The following is a 20734-nucleotide window of genomic DNA, read 5'->3' as shown; positions in this document are numbered from 1 at the left end:
CCCTCGTAACCATTCTCATCACAGTAGCCATCATGATAGTTGCTGTCGGCGTGATGTTGCTGGTGGCCCTGACCCGGAAGGGCTCAGTGACGACCATCACGATGACCACCCGGCGAATCGTCTTGCATTCAGCAGCCTCACCGGATGTTGTGTACGCTCTACTCTCGCAGGAGTGCCCGTCTGGCTACTCAGTCGAGGACGTCGACCCCTTCCGCGGCTTGGTGATCCTTTCGTCACGGCCGACCGCTTTCACCTGGGGCTTCTTTTACCCTGTCGTCGTATCAGCGGAAGGCACTGGTGCTCGTGTGGAGATTGGCATCAAGTCGAAGGTGTTCCAGTACGGCCCCCTGGTGACACGGGCGCACAGGAAACTTGCGAACGCAGTGGCCGGCTTGCCCAATGTCCACATCAAAAACGGTTGAGAAGGAGGCGGGTCGATATCGACGCCATTAGCATTCCAGCACCCGACTACAGGGTTGTACTCTGCGTATACACCGCCGGAAACCGTCGTCGGGTCGGCTCAGGGGATGCGGCTGGTGTTCGGTCTGCTTATCCTGGGAACGTGCATCCGGTCTCATGTTTTTGATTTGGCAGTGAAGCGATCTCATCAAGCTGATCTGGGGCGTGAGTAGTAGATTGATGGTGTGACGCAACAAGGATTGCGTCACACCATCAATGTGCTGGCCGACCATAATTAGCGTTTGGAAAATTCCGTGGGCGAGCACGTCGAACGGGTAGCCAAGCACAAATTTGCCAAGGACGCGTCAGTTTCCGGCACGGTCTTGGCGCCTGACTTCGACACAAGCCGTAGTGGTTCATGCGGCCATTGGCTAGCCATAGCGGCGAATCTATTTCGTCACTGCTGGGAGCACACATGGGAGCAGTTGATCTTGTCTTACTGTGTTCACTCCATCTGTGTTCACCGCGCGACGGCCTAACCAGGCAGACCGTGGACGGCAGCGCGGTCCCGCACTCCCAGCGTGGTCTTGGACCACCACACATGACACACGAATCCGAACGCCCCGGCTACCACGCCGGCGACCAAGCACATCCGGCAGCAGCCGGACACGCTGGCCGCGCAGGACACGCCCCTCACCGACGCCCTGCTGACCGCTGCCGCCCGCGCCGGCGAGGACCCCGTCCCCCTGCTGTAGCACGCCGAGCACGTCCCGGCCGGCGGCGTACTCGCGCAACGCCTGCGTTGGGTGGCCGATCAGACTGCCGGCTTGCGATGCTCACGGTCACTTCTCACCCACCAGCGACTGCTGTTCGGTGGTGAACGCGCTGGCCTGCAACGAGTACATCTCCGCGTACAGGCCGCGCTCGGCCATCAGCTCGTCGTGGGTGCCCCGCTCGACGACGCGACCGTCGTTGAAGACGAATATCTGATCGGCCTGCCGCACGTTCCAGAACCGGTGTGAGATCAACACACAGGTGCGACCGGCCAGCAGTGTCGGCAGCTCGTTGAGCAGCAGCCGATCGGACCGGGCGCCCAGAGCGGAGGTCGGCTCGTCGAGGACGAGCAGCTCCCGACCGCGGTAGAGCGCCCCTCGCCATGGCCAGTCGTTGCAGCTCGCCACCCGAGAGGTTCACCCCGGGCGCCGAACTCGGGGCCGATAGACGGTGCGTAAATGGGCGCGCCAGTCGCGGGTCGACGCGGGTGATCGTCCGGGCACGACGAGCGAAGAGTCGGCCGAGCTGAAGCGGTTGCGAACCGAAGTGCGTGAGCTGCGCCGGGCGAACGAGATCCTCAAGGCGGCGAGCGCGTTCTTCGCGGCGGAGCTCGACCGCCCCGGGCCGAGATGATCTCCGCTTCGTCGACGAGCACAGGGATCGTTTCGGGGTCGAGCCGATCGTCACGGTCCTGCGGGGCAGCGACGCCGGGTTCCTCAGCGTGTCCGGCTACTACGCCGCTCGTTCGCGGCCCGCCATCGCCGCGGGCGCTGTCCGATGCGGTGTTGACCGAGCAGATCAAGGACATTCACGCCGCTAACTACGGCGTGTACGGGGTGCGCACGATGCGCGCCGGGCTGTGCCGCGAGGGCGATCACCGTGGGTCGAGACCAGGTAGCTCGATTGAGGCGCGCAGGCGAGCTGTCCGGGGTGCGGCGCGGCACGCCGAAGCGCACCACCGTGCCCGACGTGGCGGCGTAGCGGGCGCCGGATGTGGTGCAGCGCCGGTTCGCCGCGGACGGCCCGAACCGGCTGTGGGTGTGCGATCTGACCTACATCCGCACCTGGACCGGGTTCGCCTCTACCTGGCGCTGGTCATCGACGTGTTCTCCCGGCGGATCGTCGGCTAGGCGCTGACCGATCACCTGCGCACCGAACTGCCTCTGGAGGCGCTCGAGCACGCCCTCTGGGACCGCCGTGACCGGGGCGGGGCGCAGCTGGACGGGCTGGTGCAGCACAGCGAGCGCGGCAGCCAGTACACCGCCATCCGCTACACCGAGCGGCTCGTCGAGGCCGGCGCCATCCCGTCCGTGGGCCACCGGGGCGACTCCTACGACAACGCCCTCGCCGATATCGACCATCGGGCAGATCAAGGCCTCACTGGGCGGTGTCGTGAGGGGTGGGGCTGTGGGTCCAGCGGCGGTCCAGTGCTGCGAGCATGGTTTGGATCATGGGTGGGGTGACGTGGGAGTAGATGCCGCGGATGCCGGGCAGGCGGTGGCCGAGGCGTTCGTGGATGAGTACTTCCGGCACCCCGTCCTCGATGAGCCAGGTGCGGTGGGTGTGCCGCAGTCCGTGGAAGGTGAGTTCGGGGTGTAGCGGTTCCCATCCGCGTCGCTGGTCGCCGGCTACGGCGGGGCGCCAGACTCGGTCGCGGAAGTTCGCTCGCCGCAGTAGTCCTCCGTTGCGTCCGGTGAACACGTGATCTCCGATCTGCTGGGTGGCGTGTTCGGTCAGCAAGCTGGTGAGGAAGGTCGGGAGGTGTACGGTGCGGACGCTGGCCGGGGTTTTGGGCGGGCCCAGTTCGAGGCGGCCGCCGAGTTCGTGGAGGGCGCCTTTGTCTTCGTCGACGGTGATGGTGCCTGCGGTGAGATCGACGTTGTGCCATTGCAGCGCGGCCAGCTCGCCCCACCGCAGCCCGGTGTAGGCGGCGGTGATGACCAACACGCGGGCGGTCGGGCCGGCGCGGCGGGCGATGCGCTCCACCTGCCACGGTGCGGCGATCGACCGCCGCGCCGACGGCGTCAACCGCACCCCGAGACGCCGGCACGGGTTGGTGCTAATCAAGGTTTCCTCGGCCGCCTCCCCGAGGATCATCGACAGCAAGGTGACCACGTCGGCGACCGTGGCGTCACTGAGCTGACGACGCAGCACCTTGACCCACGATTTGATCCTGATCCTGCTGAGCTCGCCCAGCGGGGTCTCGCCGAACTTCGGCAGGATGTGGTTACGCAGGTGCGACTGGTACTTCGCCCAGGTGCCCTCGCCGACGTCGTGGGCCTCGCACCACACCTCGGCCCACTCCCCCACCGTGGTCTGTGCCTTACGGGGATCCTGGAACACCTGGTTGCGCAGTTCATACTCGATATCGGCCGCGCGCCTGCTGGCCTGGTCCGGGCCGGTATACCCGGACTCGCTGCCGATGCTTCCGTCGTGGCGGTAGTAGCGGACTCGCCAACCCGCCCCATGGGGTTCTGTCCACGCCATGATCACCCTCCTTGTGCGTTGACCTAGCTGCCCGAGCCGCGACGGCACCGGGCTGGCACAGCCACGCTCGCCTTCAGGCAAAGGGCAAGGGGTATGTGTTCACCTGTGGGCGCCACTCCCCCACCAGCCTCGGAGCCAGGCCGTGACGTGGCCTCTGGCAGGACCTGTCCTTGTGTCCGCTCCGGCTCCGGTTAGCGGGGTGGCCGTCGACCCCGGCGCACGATCTCGCGGAGGTCGTCCTCGGAGAACCGCAGGTGCTTGCCGAGGAAGGTGCACGGGATGGCACGGACGCCGGCCTGTCGACGCAGCCACGATTCCTTCACCGCCAACGTGCGGGCTGCCTCCGCCGGGGTGTAGAGCCGCACCTGCGTACGGTTCTCGGCGTCGCGCTTTTCGTTGCGACTGTCGAGGCTCGCGGCACGGTTTGCGGGCGCGGCGGGGGCGCCTCGACGGTGGGGCCTCATCGCAGGCCCCGCGTCGCTGGTAGTGCCGCGTGGTCGCACCCGCGTTCAGCGGGCTTCACGTTCCCTGAACTCGAGCGAGTTCGGCCTGCTCTGAGGACCAGAATGTCTTCGTGCGCGATGACCCAGGCGGGCACGCCGCTCTCCCGGAGTTCGCGGATGTTCTTCAGTTGGAAGAACGACGAGCGCGGGACGAGCTTGCCGTCGCGCAGCCCGGCCAACAGGCCGACGCAGCGTTGGACGGGGTCGAGTCCGGCGTTGATCGCGGCGTCGAGGGTGAGCGATGGGAAGTCGATGAGTTCGCCGTCGACGCGGAAGGGTCGGGTGGTGATGGCCACGACTCCGCCGGGGCGCAGCAGCGGTACCGCGCGGCGCAGGATGTCGGTGAACCCGCGTAGCAGGGACGGCAGGCTGCGGTGGGCGAGGTTGGCGCGGTCGCGGCCGTAGCGGTTGTCGGTGCTTGCGCACCGGGCGGTGCCCTGGGGCGTGGACTTGGCCGTGGACGCTGGTCCCGTAGGGCGGGGAGGTCACCAGCAGCTCGACCCGCCCGGCGTAGCGCTGGGCGAGGTCGGGCAGCACCTGGCGGGCGTCGCCGACGTGGACCTCGCCGCGACCGGTTCCGCCGTCGTTGGCGGCGAGGGCGAGGTTGGCGTCGGTGACGTCGGCCCACCGGTGTTCGTACTCGATGCCGAGGGCGTCGCGGCCTTTGCGGACGGCTTCGACCAGGGTGGTGCCGACTCCGCACATGGGGTCGAGGACGAAATCGCCGGGGGCGGTGTAGGTGTCGATGGCGTGGCGGGCGATGGCGGGCAGCATCGGTGCCACCGGTTCCGGCAAGTCCGAGCTGATGGCGCGGATGATCCTCGCTGACGCCGAGGCCGGCCGCGGGGTGGTCGTGGTCGACCCCAAGGGCGACCTCGTGTCGGACATCCTGATGCGCCTGCCCGAGGAGCTCGGCGAGAAGGTGGTGCTGTTCGACGCCGACTCGCGGGCGCGTCCGCCGGTGCTCAACCCGTTGGAGGGTGAGGACAAGGCCCGCGCGGTTGACAACCTGGTGTCGATCTTTTCCCGGATCTATGCCGCCTCGTGGGGGCCGCGCACCGACGACATCCTGCGTGCCGGCCTGCTGACGCTCACGGCGTTGCCGGGTACGCCGACCTTGGTCGACTTGCCCAAGCTGTTGACCGTGCCGGCGTTCCGGCGCCGTGCGTGCGATCAGATCGACGATGACGTGCTGCGTGGGTTCTGGTCCTGGTACGACGACTTGTCCGAAGCGTCGCGTGCCCAGGTGATCGCACCGTTGATGAACAAGGTTCGTGGGTTCCTGTTGCGTCCGTTCGTTCGTGCCGCCGTCGCTGGCGGGGATTCCACAGTAGACATGGATGAGGTGCTCAACACCGGCGGGATCTGCTTGGTGCGGATCGCGCGGGACGCCCTGGGTATGGAAACCGCGCGACTGGTCGGCTCGATCGTCGTCGCCCGCACCTGGCAAGCCGCCACCCGCCGAGCCCGCATCCCGCAACGCAAGCGCCGTGACTGTGGGTTGTACATCGACGAGTGTCACAACTTTTTGAATCTCGCCTACCCGCTGGAAGACATGCTGGCCGAAGCGCGCGGCTACCGCCTGTCGATGACGTTGGCGCACCAATACCTCGGGCAGCTACCCAAGGACCTCGAAGAAGGCATCAGCACGAACTCCAGATCGAAGGTCTTCTTCAACGCCTCCCCCGAGGACGCCAAACGACTAGCGCGGCACACCCTGCCCCGCCTGAGCGATCACGACCTGTCCAACCTCGGCGTCTACCACGTCGCCGCCCGGCTTGTGCTGGGCGGCGAGGAAGCACCGCCGTTCACCGCGGTCACCGAGAAGCTGCCGCCCGCGATCCCCGGACGCGCCAAGGCAATCCGCAAGGCCGCCCGGATCAACGCCCGTCCACCGGTCGCCGAGGCCGATAGTCCAACCGACCGCGCCACATAGGCCACAGTGGACCCACGGCGCGCGGCGTAGTCCCCGTCTCATTCCCTTCTCCCGGCAACGCATGCGGACTCGCTCACACGATTCCCGGTGAGCCCGCGTGTGCTCTTACCGTTGGCTTCGCCGAATCCGCACACCCTGGGAGGTGCTCACCCATGACCATTACCAATCCCACGCCGCAGCGCGCGCTTCGCGGCCACATGCCCCAGCGCCCGACGCCGCGAGCGGCCACCACCGGGGAGCACCACGCCCAACTCGCCGCACACCTCACCCAGCGGGATCGGTGGCTGGCCCGAATGCTGCACGAACACCGCGTGTTCACCACCCAGCAGATCGTCGAACTCTGCTACCCGACCATGCGGGCGGCCAACCACCGCCTCCTGCAACTGTTCAAGTGGCGCGTCGTCGACCGGTTCCAGCCGTTCGTCAGCTCCGGTACCGCGCCGATGCACTACGTGCTCGACATCGCCGGAGCGGTCGCCCTCGCCTACGAGGACGGTCTCGATCCCAAGCAACTCGGCTATCGCCACGAGGACGCGATTGGCATCGCGCACTCGCTGCGCCTGGCCCATACCGTCGGCGTCAACGGGTTCTTCACCACCCTCGTCGCGCTCAGCCGCCGCCCCGGAGCCCGCGGTCGGCTGACCTCCTGGTGGTCCGAACTGCGCTGTCGTCGGCTTTTCGGCGACATGGTTCGCCCCGACGCCTATGGCCGCTGGCGCGAGGACGGCCATCAGATCGAGTTCTTCCTCGAATTCGACTTCGGCACCGAAGACCTGGGCAAGCTCGCCAGCAAGTTCGCTGACTACAAGAAGCTCGCCACCGCAACGGGAATCACCACCCCCGTACTCGTGTGGCTGCCTACCAACCGCCGCGAAATCGCTGCCCGCCGCGCCCTCGCTGACGCACTGTCCCACCTGGACCGCCCAGCGCTGGTTCCGCTGGCAACGAGCGCCGCCGACATGGTTGCCGGCGAGAACAACCCAGCTGTCGCGCGATGGCTGCCGATCGGCGGGCCCTCTTCCCGTCGGCTCGGTCGGCTCCGGCTCGCCGAGCTCGCCCAGCTCTGGCCCCACCTCGACACACCCACCCCAGCAACGGGCGCCACCACGGCGGACCAGTCGGGGCCGGCCGAGCTCATGGCGCCCAATCCGCTCCCACCCCCACCACACCCCAACCGCTTCCGGAGGTGACCCATGAAGATCGCCACGGCAGCCCTTGTAGCGCTCATCGCCGTCCCCATCCTCGTCGGCGGTGTCGGGCAAGCCATCGTCAAGGCGCTCTTCGGCGGTGGCAATACCCAGCCCACCCAGGAAGCACTCGCCGACATCCCGCCCGACTACCTCGCCCTCTACCAGGCCGCGGCCACCGTCTGTCCCGGCCTAGATTGGTCGATCTTGGCCGCCATCGGCAAGATTGAAAGCGACCACAGCCGAAGTCCTCTGGTTGGGGTCGCCGAGGGAACCCAGAACCATGCGGGTGCGCGCGGGCCCATGCAGTTCCTGCAATCCACATTTGACGGAGTCATCGCACGGCACCCCATCCCACCGGGCGGCAAGAACCCACCGTCCCCCTGGAACAAGCACGACGCGATCTACGCCGCCGCCTACTACCTGTGCGACAACGGCGCCCGCGGCAACCGCGACATCCGCAAGGCGATATGGCACTACAACCACGCCGACTGGTACGTCAACGACGTCCTCGCCCAAGCCGCCAAGTACGGCCAGGCCAGCGTCGGCACCGGAAACTGCACGAATATCCAGGCTCCCAACCCGGCGGCAGCTCTAGCAATCAACTTCGCCTGTGGCCAACTCGGCCTGCCCTATGTCTGGGGCGGTAATGGACCAGCCGGCGGGGACGCTGGATTCGACTGCTCCGGCCTCACCAAGGCAGCCTACGGAGCCGCCGAAATATCCTTGCCCCGCACCGCGCAGACCCAGTACAACGCCGGACCGCTCGTGCCCGCCCACCAGCCGCTGCTGCCCGGCGACCTGGTGTTCTACGGAACTCCGTCCAACGTCCACCACGTCGGTCTGTACCTCGGTGCAGGAAAGATGATCCACGCCCCGACCTTCAACCAGCCGATCAAGATCGCCCCCTACCGCTGGTCGGGAGACGACTATCTAGGAGCCACACGGCCAGTTACGGATTCCCGTGCCTAGCAAGGAGTTCTGGACCGTTTGGCGACGGCGGTGGGCCGGCAGCATCTTGAATGTACGTCAACGCTGCCGGTCCCGCCTCGCGTCGACACAGGCACCCGCACCCGTTTCAGCTCGGCGGCAATCCTTCCGTCAGGACCCGATGAAACAGCTCGGTGATCCTCCCCGCTTCGGTTCGGACGGCACGAGCCTGGAGCCGTACCAGCAGTAGCCAGGCAGCGGCTCTGTCTTCGCGTCCGAGTTGGCGCCGTCGGGCGCCTCACGCGACAGTTCCGTCCCCCCGTCACGCCCCGGGCAGTCGTCATGATCCACGATGTTCCTCCGGTGCTGGGACGTTCTCGGACGCCGGTACCGAGGTGCTATGGCGGGGCACTCACGAATCATCGCTAGTGTCTGAATCGCCGGTGTCCGCGCCCTCCAACAGCTTGTACACGTTGCTGCGCTGCATGCCGACTTCCTTGGAGATCCGCAACCGCGGAACCCCGGCTGCGTCGGCAGCCAGCACCGCCTCGCGCCGCTTCTTCCTGGCTTCGCGTTGCTTCTTCAGAAGACCGTTGATCTTCTCTTCGAGCTTGGCCTGTTGTTCGCGAGCGTCCTCCAGCTCCTTCTTGATCCCTTCGACCTCAGCCCGGCAGGCGCGAAGTTGACGGACTTCCTCGGGCTCGCTCATGGGGAAGCCTCTCTCGCTCGCTGTCATCGAGCCATGGCCGATGACGCTCCGTTGTCGCGGTATGTCTATCACACATGTCTATCAGTCCTCCTGCTAGGACAGCCGGTGTGGCGTTGCGTATCCGCGTCGTGGGTGACCGCTATGCGCTCCTGGTAGCGCGATACGGCTGGTCAGTGCGGGCTCGAAGTCCCCCAGCCAGGCATGGCGCCCGGCCTCGGCGAGCTCGTCCTTCCGTTGCCGTCAGTCCGGCATCCAGAGCGTCATCTGGCGCTGCCAGGCTCGCCCGTGGGGCTGCCCGCCGGGGCGGGTGGCGTGAGCTTGTTCGTGCACGAGGACGTACTCGATCAGCCGCAACGGCAGGCCGAACGCGGCCCAGTGCAGGGCCGTGGTGTGCTTGGGCGGGCCGTGGTAGACGCCCCAGCGGCGCCGGCCCAGGTCCCGCACCTGGTAGCGCAGGCCCTCGATCCGGCCCCGCCGTTCGTACTCGCTGCCTTCCCGAACGGCCCAGGCCAGCCCCTCCCGTCGGTACAGCTCGATGATCGCGCGCCGGACACGGTCCGGGCACTCTCGCCGCGCGTACAGGAGGTTGTCGGGCGCGAGTGCTGGCAGCTGCCGCCCACCGCCGGCCGCCGGAGCGTCGACGAGGTGGAGCCAGTAGCGCTGGCCGAGCAGGTCGAAGGTCTCGCCGTCGACGAACTGCTTGACCGGGTGGTTCGGCGCCAGCCGGACGGCTGTTTCGACCTTCTCGGTGATCCAGCGTCGGTGACCGCGGACGAACCGGACGGCCTGCTCGGGGTCGGCTTGCGGCGGGATCAGGACGGTGACGGTGCCGCCGGGCAGGACCTCGATGCCGAGGGAGCGGCGTCGAGGTCGCAGCGCCACGGTGACCTGCCACTCGGCGGGCAGGCCGAGCGCGGCGATGGCCGCTGTGTAGACGTCAGGTCCGGTCACCGCAATCCCTCCTGGTAGGTGATGTGGTCCACGGAACCGATCGCGGTGGCGTCTCCGGTGCGCAGCAGCTCGTTGACCCCGGCCGAGGCGGCGGAGGTGATCGGCCCCGGCACGCCGTAGACCCGCCGCCCCAGGTGTCCGGCGGCGCGGGCCGTGGTCAGCGCGGCACTGCGTAGCCCGGCTTCGACGATCACGGTCGCGGCGGCGAGTGCGGCCAGCAGACGACGGCGAGCAATGAATCGTGCCCGCGTCGGAAGTGAGCCGAGCGGGTACTCGCCGACCAGCAGCCCGCCCGTTCGGACGATCTCGGCGAACAGGCGCGTGTGCGCCATCGGGTAGTCCAGGTCGACTCCGCAGGGCAGGACCACGACGGCCGGGCTGTCCCCGGTGAGCGCACCGCGGAGGGCGCTCTCGTCGATGCCGAAGGCGCCGCCGCTGAGGATGGTCACGCCGGACTGCGCCAGTTCGTAGGCGAGGTCCGCGGCGACGGGTAAAGCCGTGCCCGGTGGACACGGCCGTGCCGGTCACGGTCACGGCGGTGCGGGTGAGCTCGGCGAGGGATGCCGAGCCACGTGTCCACAGCGCCAGCGGTGCGCCCAGGCCATGGCCGGCCATGCCGGCAAGCCGGCAGAGCGGCCAGTCGTCGTCTTCGGGGGTCACCAGCGTGGCGGTCCCGGCGTCGATCGCGCGGAGGGCGTCGTCCAGTCGCGGCTCGGTCGGGTGATCTCGGCCAGGACCGCGGGCGGGGCGGTCCCGGCGCGGATGCGTTCGACGGCGGCGACGGGCCCGTGGGCGGCGACGAAGTCGTGCAGCGCGGGTGCGGGTGGCTCCGCGGCGTACAGCAGGAACAAGCGTGCGTGCTGTGGGTCGGTGAGAGGCATGGTGCAACTCCTTCGAGGGAAACGGGGATGACCGAACAGCCGGCACCGCGGTGGCGGGCGCGGCTGTCAGCGCTCGGGGTGGTGGTCGTGCAACGGGATCGGCAGGCGGTGGCCGATCAGCTCGCGCCAGCGCCAGTCGCCGGTGTGGATGAAGGCGCCCGAGGCGGCGAACCACATACCGGGCGGGGCGTCGGCCGGGCGGGCCACGTACCGGCCGTGCTCGAACAGCAGGTACACCCCCGGCGCCTGGTCGGACGGCTCGCGGAGCCGCGCGAAGGCGGGCAGCTCCCGGTCCTGGCCGAGGCCGAGGATGGTCACATGCCGGACGCGGGAGGACAACCCGCCGTTCGGGCAGTGGATTGGCCCGGTCAGGATCTCGGCGGGCAGTCCTTTGCGGACCACGGGGATCTCGACGGTGCCGTCCTCGATGCCGGGGATCTGCTCCAGCGCCGTGACGCCCCAGGGGGTGTCGGTGTAGGCGGGCAGGAGCGGGTAGGCCGGGACAGACAGCGACCCGTAGCGCACCCTGGCCTTGGCCTCGGCGGGAAGCCTGCTGAGGACTTCGTCGCGGAGCCGGCTCGTCCACGCGTGCGCGGGGCTGGTGTTCCAGTCAGCCGTTTCGTCCGACTGGTACTCGTAGCAGTCCAGCAGACTCAGCACCGCGACCGCGTGGAATGTGTGATCAGCCAGGGCCGCCGTGTAGTCCGGCGGGTCGTCGTGGTCACGTAGCACCCCGATGCTGCGATGGTGCTGCTGGAGCAGCATCTGGCCGGCCAGCGTGGCGTCGTCGAGTGTGGCGATCACGCCGAACTGGAGGCCGGCGTTGACGAGTCCGTCGATGTGTGCGGTGTGCAATTCGAACGGAGCCATGACGGTATCTCCTTTCAGAGCAAGAAAAGTGCGTAACTGCGGTGTGCGCCGCGCCGGGAATCGACGGTGCCGCACGCGAACACCGCGGCGAGCCGGCTTGGTGGGATCGCACCGAGTGCAGGCGCTGCCGGTCAGGACGCGCTGGTGAACCGGGGCCGAGTCAGGGCGTGTCGCACCACGTCAGCCGCGGCCTCGCAGCGGCGTTCCAGGCGAGCGAGCAGCGTGTCGGTGTGCGCGGCCCAGGTGTCGTCGAAGCGGTCCGTGGCCTTGTCGAGCGCTTGGGCCGGGGCCACGGTGTAGAACTCCTCCATCGCCGGGTACACCCCGTCCCGCCGTCGGCGCACCCACAGGCGTCGATGAATACCCCGATCGCCGCATACCGGAGCCCCCGCGATCTGGTCGTTGCGCACCAACGGCACGCCGACGAGATCGCTCATCTCCTCCAGCGCGGCGTACACCACCAGGTGGCCGCCGAGCAGGACGCGATCCACTGAGCGGACCGCGCTGGCAGGCGCGGAGTAGAAGCGGCGCACGCGGTAGACCGCCCACGGAATCCTCTTCATCCGCGCGGCAGCCAGCTTGACCGGCTCGGTCACCTGGTCGCGTTGCAACCGGCTGATCAACGACTTGCCAGGACCGAACAACCCGGATCGAGGGTTCAGCGCGGTGCACACGTACTCGTCGATGATGTGCTGCGCCGCCTCGGCCGGTAGCGTGGCGAACCGAACGAGTTGCTCGGGCGACCCAGCTTGGCAGCCAGCGTAGGGACAATGGCGGCAGCAACTTTTCGGCCACACCACGCCGAACTCGCGATACAGGTAGTCGATACTGTCCTGCCTGCTCCATCCCCACTCGTAGATCGGGTAGGTGGGAATGCGTTGGCCACCCATGGAGTACGCCGAGTCGCGTGTAATTCTGGTGTACTCGTTGACGTTGAACCCGATCGCGTGGATGTACCGGCGGTCGCCGAACTCCTGGGCACGCCAGGCATCCTGGGGCCAGCCCTTGGCTTTCTGGCTGCATTTCCGGATGCCACCGAGCTGGGGCATCGTTCCAGTTGCCCGGTTCTCGTGCGAGATCTTGTAGGCGCCCTCCAGGTGCAACCGGTACGGTTGGCGCGTGTCCTGCAGGACCGCTACACCATCCTTTTTGGTCGGACCGTTGCGGGCCACCTCAACCAGGCGCACGTTGTGGTTGCGGAGCAACGGAAGGATGTGCCGCTAGACGAGCTTGCCGGTGGTGCTCCACTCGTCCCCGGTCTGTGCGATCACAACGACCAGGTTGGAGTAATCGGGTGCGATCGTGTCGGGCCGGGTGCTGGGGTCGGTGAGCATCCGGCAGATCCCGGCGGTTGACTCTGCTCCCATGCCGTACGACCACGCATACGGCGTCAGATCGGTGTGGTGGATCGGGTTGGTGTCGACGTGAGTGGAGGCGTCGGGTGCTCTCCTTTCCATGTCGTCCTCCGTGCGTTGTTGTTCTGCGGACGGATAGTGGTGTGGCGGAGGGATGGCGACAGCACCAAAGCCGGCGGCCGGGCCCATTCGCCGAGAGGATCAACGGCGCCCGGCCGCTCGTGGCACGGTTTGGCTGGCACGCTTCGAGGCTGGCTGTTTCACGCTCCGGCGTACTTGCATTGGACGATGTCGCCGTCGTGGCGACCGTCGCAGGTGATCTCGCCGAGCTTGCGGTTCTTGACGGCCAGCTTGCGTCGTGCGATCGCTTCGAGGTCGTCGATGGTCGACCCTTCCAGCGCTTCATGGTGCTGGCGGCTGTCGTCGTCGAGCGGCTTGCCGGGGAACGCGGCGGCCCACATGCGGAAGTACAGCCCCGCGGCCGGCGACCTCAGCGGGGCACGCAGACTGACGTCGCGGCACAGGCAGCACACCTCGGCGGCGGTGTCCGGCCGCGTGTCCGCGTCGTTGACCAGGCGCTCCAGGAGCTCGCGGCAGTGTGACCGGTAGACGAACTCGGTAGCCATGAGTTTGTGCGTGGCCACGAGAAGGGGAAAGCTGTGATAGAGGAGATCGCGTTCGGACGGGTGCCGCCTCATAGCCCGGCGAATCTCGTCTTCTGCCCAGTCGATTTGCTGAAAGACCCCTTTCAGCAAGCTGGTCACCTCATGCAGAATGTCCACTGGGGAGTAGTTCTCGGCTGTTTTGGGCATGGCTGAGCCCCTTTCTGGTGGTGGATTGCGGTGGCGTTTCGGGTGGCGTGGCGCGTCAGCGGAGCTGTCTCGTGGTCGCGCTCGTTACGCGGCAGCGAGGCGTGGCTTCGGGTACGGGCCGGTGGCCATGACGATGGTGGTGCGGGTGCGTTCGCCTCGGGTGCGGCCGAGACGGATCGCGTACCGGTGGTTGCCGGGGTGGTGTTGGCGACGTGCTCCGATTGCGCGCAGGGCGGTGGCGAGCCACTGCGCGAGGTCCTCGCCGGGGTGAGGTGGTGCGGCGCCGAGCGTGACGAGTCGGGCCACGACGCCGTTGCGTCCACGTTCGCCACCGGTGACTTTCGCCTGTGTGCGGGCGGTCAGCACCGTCGCATCGGGCAGTAAGGTGAGGGTGCGGCGAGTGGACCGACCGAGGTAATCGAAGTTCAGCGCCTGGTACACGATGCCGAGGTGCCCAGGCTTGATCATCTCGGTCCGACCCTCGGCGGTGCGCCAGCGTGGAACGTGTGACGACAGACGTCAGTTGTCACATCCCAGCGTTAGTTGTCCCCGGACGTGAGTGGCTGCGGTGGCCTCGGCGACCAGGGTGATCCCGGCGTCGGTGTCGAGGATGGCGCGCACCCCGGCACGGACCATCGCCTCGTCGTCGGCGAGGAGGACTCTCGCAGGTCTTACGCTGGGGCCCCTCGGCGGCGTCAGGATCATGCCAACTAGGGTGGGCGGGCGGTGTGTCGCGGGCAGTACCGGAGGGACGGGCTGCTGAGGACTGCACCACCCTCACCCCTGCCTCCGTCGTACACTGCGCCGTCCCGGACGTCCGACGGAGGAAACGCCACCATGAGATCCGGTGCCCCGAACAGCTCCTACGGCTACCCGGGCCATCCGACGGGCATGGACATGCCCGGACTGATGAGGGGGGCGCGGGTACTCCTGTTTGTCATGGGTGGCATGCAGCTCACCGTCGGTGTGCTCGTCGCCAGCCTCTTAGCCGGCATTGTCGCTAACGCTGGCGGCAGCATCGCCGATGCCGTCGCCATCGTCAGTGTGCTGCTGGGCCTGGGTGCGCTGTCGATCATCCTGGGGACGAAGTTCGCCACCGGCGGCGGAGGTGTCCGGGTCACCACGATCGTGTACGCCTCGCTGATGATCGTGGCCTGCCTGGGCAGCCTGGGCCTCGGGGACGGCTTCGGCCTCATCTTCACGGGCGGGCCGGTCATCGGGCTCGCCTGTGGCGGCATCATCCTGGCGTTGATGGTCACCGCACAGGCCGGCGCCTGGTTCAACCGCCCACGGTAGGTACTGAGCAGCACGGCACCCACACACGCGCGAGGGTCCCGCCGTGGTGTGTCATGCAGCGGCGGGCATGAGCGCTTTCGCGTACGGGACGCTCCTCACGGCGGGTTGCGCGATGGCTTGTCCCTCCCGGTCGGCGGTGATTCCCCTTCACCACACCGGAGCACGGGGCTGTGGGTCCGCTCGCGTTCACCGCGCCATCCAAGTCAGCAGCGCGGCCCACCCGGTGCACCAACGCGCGCTACCCACCAGACATCACTCGATCTTGTGACAACCACGTCTGTACCGGCACCAGGTGACAAGTAAGACCTGTACCCGGTGACAACCACCGCTGGAATCCACGAACACAACACCAGCTCGCGAAGACTCGCTAGTGACAACTACCGCCTGTCTTCACAGAACGGGGTCGGCAAAGCTCACCAGCCCTCGCACGCCGTGTTCAACGGCACGGACGAAAACGCTTGCACAGAACCATGATTCTCCGTTCAAGGCGACGCTATCCAGCAAGACCAAACGGGACAGTTCAAGTGACTCCTCGTTGGGCACCAGGGTGGGGAACGGGTTGGTGAGGACCTGGTTGCTCATCGGGATGCCCAGGGCGACAACGCCCACCAATTGCGGTTCGTACGCGTGCAGGTCGAACAGCCCGAAGCGGTACTTCGTGGCCGGCCACGCGGCCGAGTAGTGATGACGAACGCAGAACTCCTCGGCCATGGTGCTGTCCAGTTCGGACACGCCGTAGCGGTCGGGTTTGAAGGCGTGTCCTGCTGCTGTGCGCCAGCGGTGGGTGCCGTTGCGCCACCGCTGGGTGAGGCCAGGGGTGGACATGGTTGGTTTCCCTCCCTTCGAGGGGTGGCAAGGGGTTGCGAGATAACTCCCTTTGCTGGTGCTTGGGGTTGCTCGGCGAGTTGCTCTCACGTCGCGGCTTGCGGTCCCGCGGACTGGTCCTGGGCCCACGGACCGAGCACTGCGGTCGGTGCCTTCGCGCGACGGCGGCGTTCGCGGCGCGCGGCCGTGAGGAAGTCGAGCACGCGTTGACCTTTGACCTCGGCCTGTTCCCGCAGTGCCGCCGGGCACTGGTCGGGGATCGTGACGCGCTCGGCCCGGAGGTCGACCTCGACGGTGATGCGGCGGACCATGGCGCCCAGTCCCTGCTTGCGGACGAACAGCCGCGTGCGGGCCTGTACGCGGTGATCGATCGGTGCCAGCAGGACGTACTCGTTGCGCCACGAGTACTCGGCGACGTTCGGCGAGAGCCGGACGCCCGTGGGCTTGGTCTTGCCGACCGGCACGGCGCGGTTCAGCAGCGGGGCGGACGGGTTCTGTTCGGATCGGGCCATCGCGCGGTGGAACGGGTACCAGCCGGGTCCATAGACGATGCCGAAGTCATCGAGTATGTAGGCCCAGGTGCCCAGTTCCAGTTCGAGTCCGTACATGTCGAACTCGTCGTCCGGTGCGACGGTGGGTGGGCTGTAGTGGCGCATGCGGGCGTCCTCCATTTCGGTGTGATGGCAAGGGGTGTGAGCGCGGGTCGAGCACGCGCCCGTGTTGGCGAACCGCGCTGGTGTTTGGGTGCGCGGTGTCTCAGGGGATGCCGGGCAGCCGCCAGGTGATGGACCGGAAACGCAGGGGGCGCCTGTCGGCGTAGGACGCGGCGAGGTTGCCGTGGTCGGTGACGACCCGGTAGCCGTCCAGCCACACGGCGAACCACGGCTCGGCGGGCGAGCCTTGCCGGGCCGCTGAGTCCGGTGCCGGCGCCATCGTGGCGTCCAGTCGTGGCGGGGTAGATCGGTAGTGGTCGAGGCGCCCCGCGACCATCGGGCAGGCCGTGATGGTGTAGGCGGCGCACTGGGGATGCAGCGGGGGTTCGCTAGTGCACCGGCGCGGTAGGTCGGACAGCCGCATCAGCAACACCAGCCGGTCGGCATGGGGCCGACCGCACACGCCGCACCATCGGCGCAGCAACGCGTGCTCCATCCGATCGCGGTCGACCGATCCGAACAGGTACCGGCCGTCGGCGGTACGGGGTGTGATCCACGGGACCGCGAGACCGTCGACCGTGGGCAGATGGGCCAGCCAGGCGGGAATCGGGGGGACGGATGTGTCGGTCATGACGTAGCTCCTGTTGGCTGTGGTTTGCGTTGAGGCGCACGGGAATGGCCGAGTCCCGCAGATCCATGGGGTTGACCAGCGGGGACCACCCGCGTGCCTGTGCCGAGCAGCGGTCAGGCAGCGTGCGGTGGGTCCTCGGACCTGCGGAACTCGGCGTGGCGAGCAGCGCGGAATTCGAGCCGGACGGTCTGGTTGTGGCAGCGGTAGAGGGCACGTGGGTCCAGCCAGTCCTCATCCCGGCCGTCGTCCGGGGCCATCCCGATGGCGGTGGGCCGACCGGTGTCCGGGTCGGTCTCGGTGAACACGGTGCCCGCCCCGAGCGTGATCTCCTCCCCGACCGCCGGGGTCGTCGGCGCTAGGCCGCGTGCGAGGTCACCACAGTGGACGGAAGGCCGGGTTTCCAGCACGACGGCGACGAGCTGGCCGCGGGTGCCCACGGGAGCCGACTCGAAGGAGGCGTAATCCTCACCATCCGGACCTGTACACAGCAAGACGGTTCCGTAGCGGTCGGTTTGCCGTTCAAACCGCGGCCACCAGAGCTGACCGCGACCGAGCTCGACCACGGCGGCGTGCTCGGGGCTTTCCGGGTTGACCGGACTGCTGGTGGCTGCTGCGGCGATGATGTCCGACATGGACATGTCGTTGCGGAAACGGTGGCCGATCTCGGCTTCCACCGCGGCGTACTCGGCAGCCAGATCTGGGCGAAGCTGCGCGGCTCGAACGAGATCGGCGCGGCTAGCGAGCACGACAGTCTGGTCATGCCCTGGTCGTAGGCCGGGTGGTATGGAACACCCGACTGGCGAATGCGTTGCCACACCTGGGTTTCCGTCCAGTCGTGGATGGGCAGCCAGGTGTCTACGATGCGGCGTCCGCTGCTGGCGGCCTCGTCGCGACTCAGGCGCGCTTGCTGGCACCGAGCAATGCTCGACCGGACCGAATGAGCAGGTCGGGTGGTGACTCGTTGTCACCTGGGCCCGGTGCTTTCACGCCACGTCACTCCGTGCTTGTCTTCAGCGGGGCCCAGTGGTGCCGGACCCCTAAGGCTCGCTGCAGCTGAGTTTCGCTGCACTTGCGGTTCCGCCGGTGTTGGTGACGGGAGCGGAAGTCTCGAAGGCTCGGCGGAGATTGTCGGCGGCGTGACAGTTGCCGGTTGGCGAGTGTGCGGCGGGGGAAGTCTGTGACGATGGAACCGGGTCCACGGCGGCCGTGCCGGTACCCCCACGGGCCGCAGACAGGAGGAAATCTCATGGCCACCCACAGCAACCCCAACACGTCGTTCGATCCGACGCGCACAGCGGTTCTGGTGATCGATCCCGTCAATGACTTCCTGCACGAGGACGGTGCCGCGTGGGAGATGACGAAGTCGACGGTGAAGAAGAACGATGTCGTCGCCCAACTCGCGCGGCTGACCCAAGGTGCCCGTGAGGCGGGCGTGCCGGTGCTGTTCGGGCCCATGGCCTACACGGCCGAGGACTACGCCAACGAGGGACTCCAGCGCCGCAGCGGTATCAATCGGCTGATGTTCGAGAACAGGATGTTCCTCGCCGGGTCCTTCGGCGCTGACTTCCACTCCGACATCCAGCCGCAGCCGGGCGACATCATCCTGGCGCCGCACAAGGGCACCGACGTGCTGCAGACCGACCTGCGGGAACACCTCGACCGGCTGGGCACCACGCACCTGGTCATCGCGGGGATGACGGCGAACCTGTGCGTGGAGTCCACCGGCCGCCACGCCACCGAGCTCGGCTACGACGTCACCTTCCTCTCCGACGCGATCGGCGCGGAAAGCCTGCCCGCCTACGAGGCGTCGATCCACCTGAACTTCCCGCTCATCGCCAACGCGGTGCTCGAAGTCGACGAATTCCTCGGCTCCCTGGCGCCTGGGCCCATCCCGACCGAACCCGGTGTGCAGCCCGGCGACACCGTGTACGGCTCGGACCGCGGCCAGGTCGGCACCGTGGAGGAGGTCGTCGCGGCGACCGAGGGCGTACCGGGGTACCTCGTCGTGCAACGTGGAGCCATCTTCGACAAGCACCTGTTCGTGCCGCTGGACGCCGTCACGCACCGCAGCGGAACCAGCACCTTCATCAACATCCCCAAGCTGGTGGTCTCCAAGCTGCCCTGGGATGAGCCCCCCACTGCGGAGACCGCCGCCGTCAAGCTCGGCACACCGGCCGCCGAGGTCGCAGCGCTCTACCGCACCCACGCACCGACCGGTGGCTGAGACAGACGACCGCAACCGTGGCGACGGTGAAGCCGTCGGCGATAGACAGGATGGCGATGTCCTCGCGGCCGGCGGCCCACTGCTCGGCCTGCGCGCGATTGGGAAGAGGAGGTTGTGGTGGCAGAAGGTTCCCCAGAGCGCGGTTTTGGTGCTGATGTCAGTGTCGTCGCGGCCGGGGATGCGCTGGGTGACCACCGCCTCGCCGGGGGCGATGTGGCCGACTCCGGTTGGTCCGGCGTGCAGGCGCACGAGGTGATCCAGGCGCTGTCGTGGCTGACCGCCACCGCGATCCCCCGTGCTGCGTGATCACGGCATGGATCGCGCTCGCGGTATCCAGGTGGCTGGTCGGCTCCTCCAGCAGCCCTTCCGATGCCACCGCGCGCGAGCCTGGCAGAGCCGCTGCACCTGCCCACCGGATAGATCCGAGGTTGATCGGCGCCGATAGTGCGCGGGCAGTCCCACGGTGACGAGCAGTCGGTCGGCGTCCTCGGTGGCGAGGTCGCCGTGCCCGACGCGGAGCTCGGCAGCGACCGAGGCGGTGAGCAACACCGGACGCTGGCCGACCAGGACCACGCGGCGCCGCAGGGCCAGCACGTCGGCCTCGCCGATCGGGCTGCCGTCGACCGGCACCCGACCGCCGGTGGAGTCGTCGAGCCGGTTGAGCAGGCGCAGCAGCATCTCTTGCCTGCCCACTCGGTCCGGTCAGCACGGTGACCTGGCCGCGTCCGATGTCGGCGGTCACGGTGGTGCTGGCCTTGGCGACGCTGGCCGCGGCAAGGGCGGATACGGCACGCGCTTCCGGTACTCAGCCTGCGATCTCACGGTATGACCGCAACCATGGTTGCATCTGGATGCCGACTGAGGGAGATGGTAGTGATGGCGCAGGTGAGCCTGGCTCGGCTGCTCGCGGCGGTGGGGGTGGCCGTGCTTGTGGCGGGGTGCTCCGGCGACGCAGGAGATTCGGATGCGGGAGATTCGGCGGCGCCACCGGCTCACCAGTCCAACGCGCGCGGGGGGCCGGTCGCGGAACCGGTGACCACCCAGGACAGCGATTGGGAGGGTGTGGCCGAGGCGTTGGGGCGCAGCGGCACACTGTCGAACGGCACGGTGTACCGGGTCGGTTTCCCCCGTCGGGACCTTTCCGTGACAAGTAGGGACGTGGCCGTCACACCGGGCCTGGCGCTGGGTTCCTACGTCGTTTTCGCCCGTTATCCGGACGGGCAGACGATGATGATGGGTGATCTGGTGGTCACCGAGGACGAGTTGCCGCGGGTGACCGACGCCTTGCACGCGAACGGTATCGGGCAGACC

24 protein-coding genes and 6 pseudogenes are annotated in these 20734 nt (G+C 67.9%); 9 read left to right on the top strand and 21 right to left on the bottom strand.

The window, feature by feature from the left end; genetic code table 11:
* Window positions 1-422, top strand: a 422-nt coding sequence (locus BM051_RS28160) for a hypothetical protein (RefSeq protein WP_218151707.1), incomplete at its 5' end; no start/stop codon positions are given.
* Between the two features lie 819 nt (window positions 423-1241).
* Here BM051_RS28160 and BM051_RS28155 read toward each other — a convergent pair.
* The gene (locus BM051_RS28155) at window positions 1242-1580 is read right to left on the bottom strand and encodes a hypothetical protein (protein WP_092537164.1); all 339 of its coding nucleotides are present in this window, start codon (window positions 1578-1580) and stop codon (window positions 1242-1244) included.
* A gap of 816 nt (window positions 1581-2396) precedes the next feature.
* On the opposite strand from BM051_RS28155, the pseudogene BM051_RS30815 reads away from it, so the two are divergent.
* Window positions 2397-2525: pseudogene (locus BM051_RS30815) on the top strand (IS3 family transposase); the annotation flags it as partial.
* Window positions 2526-2550: 25 nt separating this feature from the next.
* On the opposite strand, the gene BM051_RS28145 reads toward BM051_RS30815, so the two are convergent.
* The 4 genes and pseudogenes from BM051_RS28145 to BM051_RS30780 all read right to left on the bottom strand — a co-directional run.
* On the bottom strand, window positions 2551-3660 hold the full coding sequence (locus BM051_RS28145) for a tyrosine-type recombinase/integrase (protein ID WP_092537173.1): 1110 nt from the start codon (window positions 3658-3660) through the stop codon (window positions 2551-2553).
* A gap of 191 nt (window positions 3661-3851) precedes the next feature.
* Window positions 3852-4025, bottom strand: a complete 174-nt coding sequence (locus tag BM051_RS30220; RefSeq protein WP_092537158.1) for a helix-turn-helix domain-containing protein — start codon at window positions 4023-4025, stop codon at window positions 3852-3854.
* Between the two features lie 95 nt (window positions 4026-4120).
* A complete protein-coding gene (locus tag BM051_RS30215) occupies window positions 4121-4459 on the bottom strand; it encodes a hypothetical protein (protein WP_243859921.1) in 339 nt (112 codons plus the stop codon).
* A gap of 223 nt (window positions 4460-4682) precedes the next feature.
* Window positions 4683-4868: pseudogene (locus BM051_RS30780) on the bottom strand (site-specific DNA-methyltransferase); the annotation flags it as partial.
* Window positions 4869-4935: 67 nt separating this feature from the next.
* Between BM051_RS30780 and BM051_RS28130 the strand changes: the two are divergent.
* From BM051_RS28130 to BM051_RS28120, 3 genes and pseudogenes are all read left to right on the top strand, one after another.
* Window positions 4936-6099: pseudogene (locus tag BM051_RS28130) on the top strand (type IV secretory system conjugative DNA transfer family protein); the annotation flags it as partial.
* 152 nt (window positions 6100-6251) lie between these two features.
* A complete protein-coding gene (locus BM051_RS28125) occupies window positions 6252-7289 on the top strand; it encodes a replication-relaxation family protein (RefSeq protein ID WP_092537152.1) in 1038 nt (345 codons plus the stop codon).
* A 3-nt stretch (window positions 7290-7292) separates the two neighbouring features.
* The gene (locus tag BM051_RS28120; protein WP_092537149.1) at window positions 7293-8258 is read left to right on the top strand and encodes a C40 family peptidase; all 966 of its coding nucleotides are present in this window, start codon (window positions 7293-7295) and stop codon (window positions 8256-8258) included.
* Between the two features lie 370 nt (window positions 8259-8628).
* On the opposite strand, the gene BM051_RS28115 is transcribed toward BM051_RS28120, so the two are convergent.
* The 10 genes and pseudogenes from BM051_RS28115 to BM051_RS28075 all read right to left on the bottom strand — a co-directional run.
* Window positions 8629-8925, bottom strand: a complete 297-nt coding sequence (locus BM051_RS28115) for a hypothetical protein (protein WP_134046529.1) — start codon at window positions 8923-8925, stop codon at window positions 8629-8631.
* Window positions 8926-9165: 240 nt separating this feature from the next.
* Window positions 9166-9876 carry a M48 family metallopeptidase gene (locus BM051_RS29330; protein WP_166677892.1) on the bottom strand — a complete coding sequence of 237 codons (711 nt, stop codon included), beginning with the start codon at window positions 9874-9876 and terminating at the stop codon, window positions 9166-9168.
* Window positions 9873-10358, bottom strand: a pseudogene (locus BM051_RS29325) (DNA-processing protein DprA); the annotation flags it as partial. The pseudogene BM051_RS29325 and the gene BM051_RS29330, both read right to left, overlap by 4 nt.
* A gap of 174 nt (window positions 10359-10532) precedes the next feature.
* Window positions 10533-10757 (bottom strand): hypothetical protein, encoded by a 225-nt coding sequence (locus BM051_RS28100; RefSeq protein ID WP_092537140.1) that lies wholly within the window; start codon window positions 10755-10757, stop codon window positions 10533-10535.
* Window positions 10758-10823: 66 nt separating this feature from the next.
* The gene (locus tag BM051_RS28095; protein WP_092537137.1) at window positions 10824-11627 is read right to left on the bottom strand and encodes a hypothetical protein; all 804 of its coding nucleotides are present in this window, start codon (window positions 11625-11627) and stop codon (window positions 10824-10826) included.
* A 131-nt stretch (window positions 11628-11758) separates the two neighbouring features.
* Complete coding sequence (locus tag BM051_RS28090) at window positions 11759-12676, bottom strand: hypothetical protein (RefSeq protein WP_134046533.1); 918 nt, start codon at window positions 12674-12676, stop codon at window positions 11759-11761.
* Between the two features lie 171 nt (window positions 12677-12847).
* Entirely contained in the window at window positions 12848-13171 is a 324-nt protein-coding gene (locus tag BM051_RS28795; protein ID WP_134046535.1) for a hypothetical protein, read from the bottom strand.
* Between the two features lie 71 nt (window positions 13172-13242).
* Entirely contained in the window at window positions 13243-13746 is a 504-nt protein-coding gene (locus BM051_RS28085; RefSeq protein ID WP_134046537.1) for a hypothetical protein, read from the bottom strand.
* Between the two features lie 132 nt (window positions 13747-13878).
* Window positions 13879-14262, bottom strand: coding sequence for a hypothetical protein (locus BM051_RS28080; protein WP_092537128.1), 384 nt, complete (start codon window positions 14260-14262; stop codon window positions 13879-13881).
* Between the two features lie 102 nt (window positions 14263-14364).
* A pseudogene (locus tag BM051_RS28075) lies at window positions 14365-14499 on the bottom strand (DNA-binding response regulator); the annotation flags it as partial.
* Window positions 14500-14742: 243 nt separating this feature from the next.
* Here BM051_RS28075 and BM051_RS28070 point away from each other — a divergent pair.
* A complete protein-coding gene (locus BM051_RS28070; RefSeq protein ID WP_243859924.1) occupies window positions 14743-15090 on the top strand; it encodes a hypothetical protein in 348 nt (115 codons plus the stop codon).
* 390 nt (window positions 15091-15480) lie between these two features.
* Here BM051_RS28070 and BM051_RS28065 read toward each other — a convergent pair whose 3' ends face one another.
* The 5 genes and pseudogenes from BM051_RS28065 to BM051_RS30775 all read right to left on the bottom strand — a co-directional run.
* Entirely contained in the window at window positions 15481-15915 is a 435-nt protein-coding gene (locus tag BM051_RS28065) for a Mom family adenine methylcarbamoylation protein (RefSeq protein ID WP_134046539.1), read from the bottom strand.
* 86 nt (window positions 15916-16001) lie between these two features.
* Window positions 16002-16571 (bottom strand): hypothetical protein, encoded by a 570-nt coding sequence (locus BM051_RS28060; protein WP_134046541.1) that lies wholly within the window; start codon window positions 16569-16571, stop codon window positions 16002-16004.
* Between the two features lie 100 nt (window positions 16572-16671).
* Window positions 16672-17199 (bottom strand): hypothetical protein, encoded by a 528-nt coding sequence (locus BM051_RS28055; RefSeq protein ID WP_092537116.1) that lies wholly within the window; start codon window positions 17197-17199, stop codon window positions 16672-16674.
* A gap of 113 nt (window positions 17200-17312) precedes the next feature.
* The gene (locus BM051_RS30205) at window positions 17313-17945 is read right to left on the bottom strand and encodes a hypothetical protein (RefSeq protein WP_243859925.1); all 633 of its coding nucleotides are present in this window, start codon (window positions 17943-17945) and stop codon (window positions 17313-17315) included.
* Between the two features lie 56 nt (window positions 17946-18001).
* Window positions 18002-18061, bottom strand: a pseudogene (locus tag BM051_RS30775) (hypothetical protein); the annotation flags it as partial.
* 384 nt (window positions 18062-18445) lie between these two features.
* Here BM051_RS30775 and BM051_RS28045 point away from each other — a divergent pair.
* Both BM051_RS28045 and BM051_RS28040 read left to right on the top strand, forming a co-directional pair.
* Complete coding sequence (locus BM051_RS28045) at window positions 18446-19423, top strand: isochorismatase family protein (RefSeq protein ID WP_092537113.1); 978 nt, start codon at window positions 18446-18448, stop codon at window positions 19421-19423.
* 117 nt (window positions 19424-19540) lie between these two features.
* Window positions 19541-19729, top strand: a complete 189-nt coding sequence (locus tag BM051_RS28040) for a hypothetical protein (protein WP_092537110.1) — start codon at window positions 19541-19543, stop codon at window positions 19727-19729.
* On the opposite strand, the gene BM051_RS28035 is transcribed toward BM051_RS28040, so the two are convergent.
* Window positions 19730-20116, bottom strand: coding sequence for an ATP-binding cassette domain-containing protein (locus BM051_RS28035; protein WP_134046543.1), 387 nt, complete (start codon window positions 20114-20116; stop codon window positions 19730-19732).
* Between the two features lie 183 nt (window positions 20117-20299).
* Here BM051_RS28035 and BM051_RS30200 point away from each other — a divergent pair.
* On the top strand, window positions 20300-20734 hold a 435-nt coding region (locus BM051_RS30200; protein WP_143095735.1), incomplete at its 3' end, for a DUF1259 domain-containing protein.

The sequence above is a fragment of the Amycolatopsis arida genome, from assembly GCF_900115565.1.
GTDB lineage: Bacteria > Actinomycetota > Actinomycetes > Mycobacteriales > Pseudonocardiaceae > Yuhushiella > Yuhushiella arida.
This window is presented reverse-complemented; position numbering and strand designations above follow the sequence as displayed.

What these genes read in the sequence shown, in the direction of transcription:
- BM051_RS28145 (WP_092537173.1), bottom strand. Translation starts at nt 3,660, where the DNA reads ATGGCGTGGACAGAACCCCATGGGGCGGGTTGGCGAGTCCGCTACTAC.
- BM051_RS28125 (WP_092537152.1), top strand. Translation starts at nt 6,252, where the DNA reads ATGACCATTACCAATCCCACGCCGCAGCGCGCGCTTCGCGGCCACATG.
- BM051_RS28120 (WP_092537149.1), top strand. Translation starts at nt 7,293, where the DNA reads ATGAAGATCGCCACGGCAGCCCTTGTAGCGCTCATCGCCGTCCCCATC.
- BM051_RS28115 (WP_134046529.1), bottom strand. Translation starts at nt 8,925, where the DNA reads ATGAGCGAGCCCGAGGAAGTCCGTCAACTTCGCGCCTGCCGGGCTGAG.
- BM051_RS28100 (WP_092537140.1), bottom strand. Translation starts at nt 10,757, where the DNA reads ATGCCTCTCACCGACCCACAGCACGCACGCTTGTTCCTGCTGTACGCC.
- BM051_RS28095 (WP_092537137.1), bottom strand. Translation starts at nt 11,627, where the DNA reads ATGGCTCCGTTCGAATTGCACACCGCACACATCGACGGACTCGTCAAC.
- BM051_RS28090 (WP_134046533.1), bottom strand. Translation starts at nt 12,676, where the DNA reads ATGCCCCAGCTCGGTGGCATCCGGAAATGCAGCCAGAAAGCCAAGGGC.
- BM051_RS28795 (WP_134046535.1), bottom strand. Translation starts at nt 13,171, where the DNA reads ATGGGCCCGGCCGCCGGCTTTGGTGCTGTCGCCATCCCTCCGCCACAC.
- BM051_RS28080 (WP_092537128.1), bottom strand. Translation starts at nt 14,262, where the DNA reads ATGATCAAGCCTGGGCACCTCGGCATCGTGTACCAGGCGCTGAACTTC.
- BM051_RS28070 (WP_243859924.1), top strand. Translation starts at nt 14,743, where the DNA reads ATGCAGCTCACCGTCGGTGTGCTCGTCGCCAGCCTCTTAGCCGGCATT.
- BM051_RS28065 (WP_134046539.1), bottom strand. Translation starts at nt 15,915, where the DNA reads ATGTCCACCCCTGGCCTCACCCAGCGGTGGCGCAACGGCACCCACCGC.
- BM051_RS28060 (WP_134046541.1), bottom strand. Translation starts at nt 16,571, where the DNA reads ATGCGCCACTACAGCCCACCCACCGTCGCACCGGACGACGAGTTCGAC.
- BM051_RS28055 (WP_092537116.1), bottom strand. Translation starts at nt 17,199, where the DNA reads ATGACCGACACATCCGTCCCCCCGATTCCCGCCTGGCTGGCCCATCTG.
- BM051_RS28045 (WP_092537113.1), top strand. Translation starts at nt 18,446, where the DNA reads ATGGCCACCCACAGCAACCCCAACACGTCGTTCGATCCGACGCGCACA.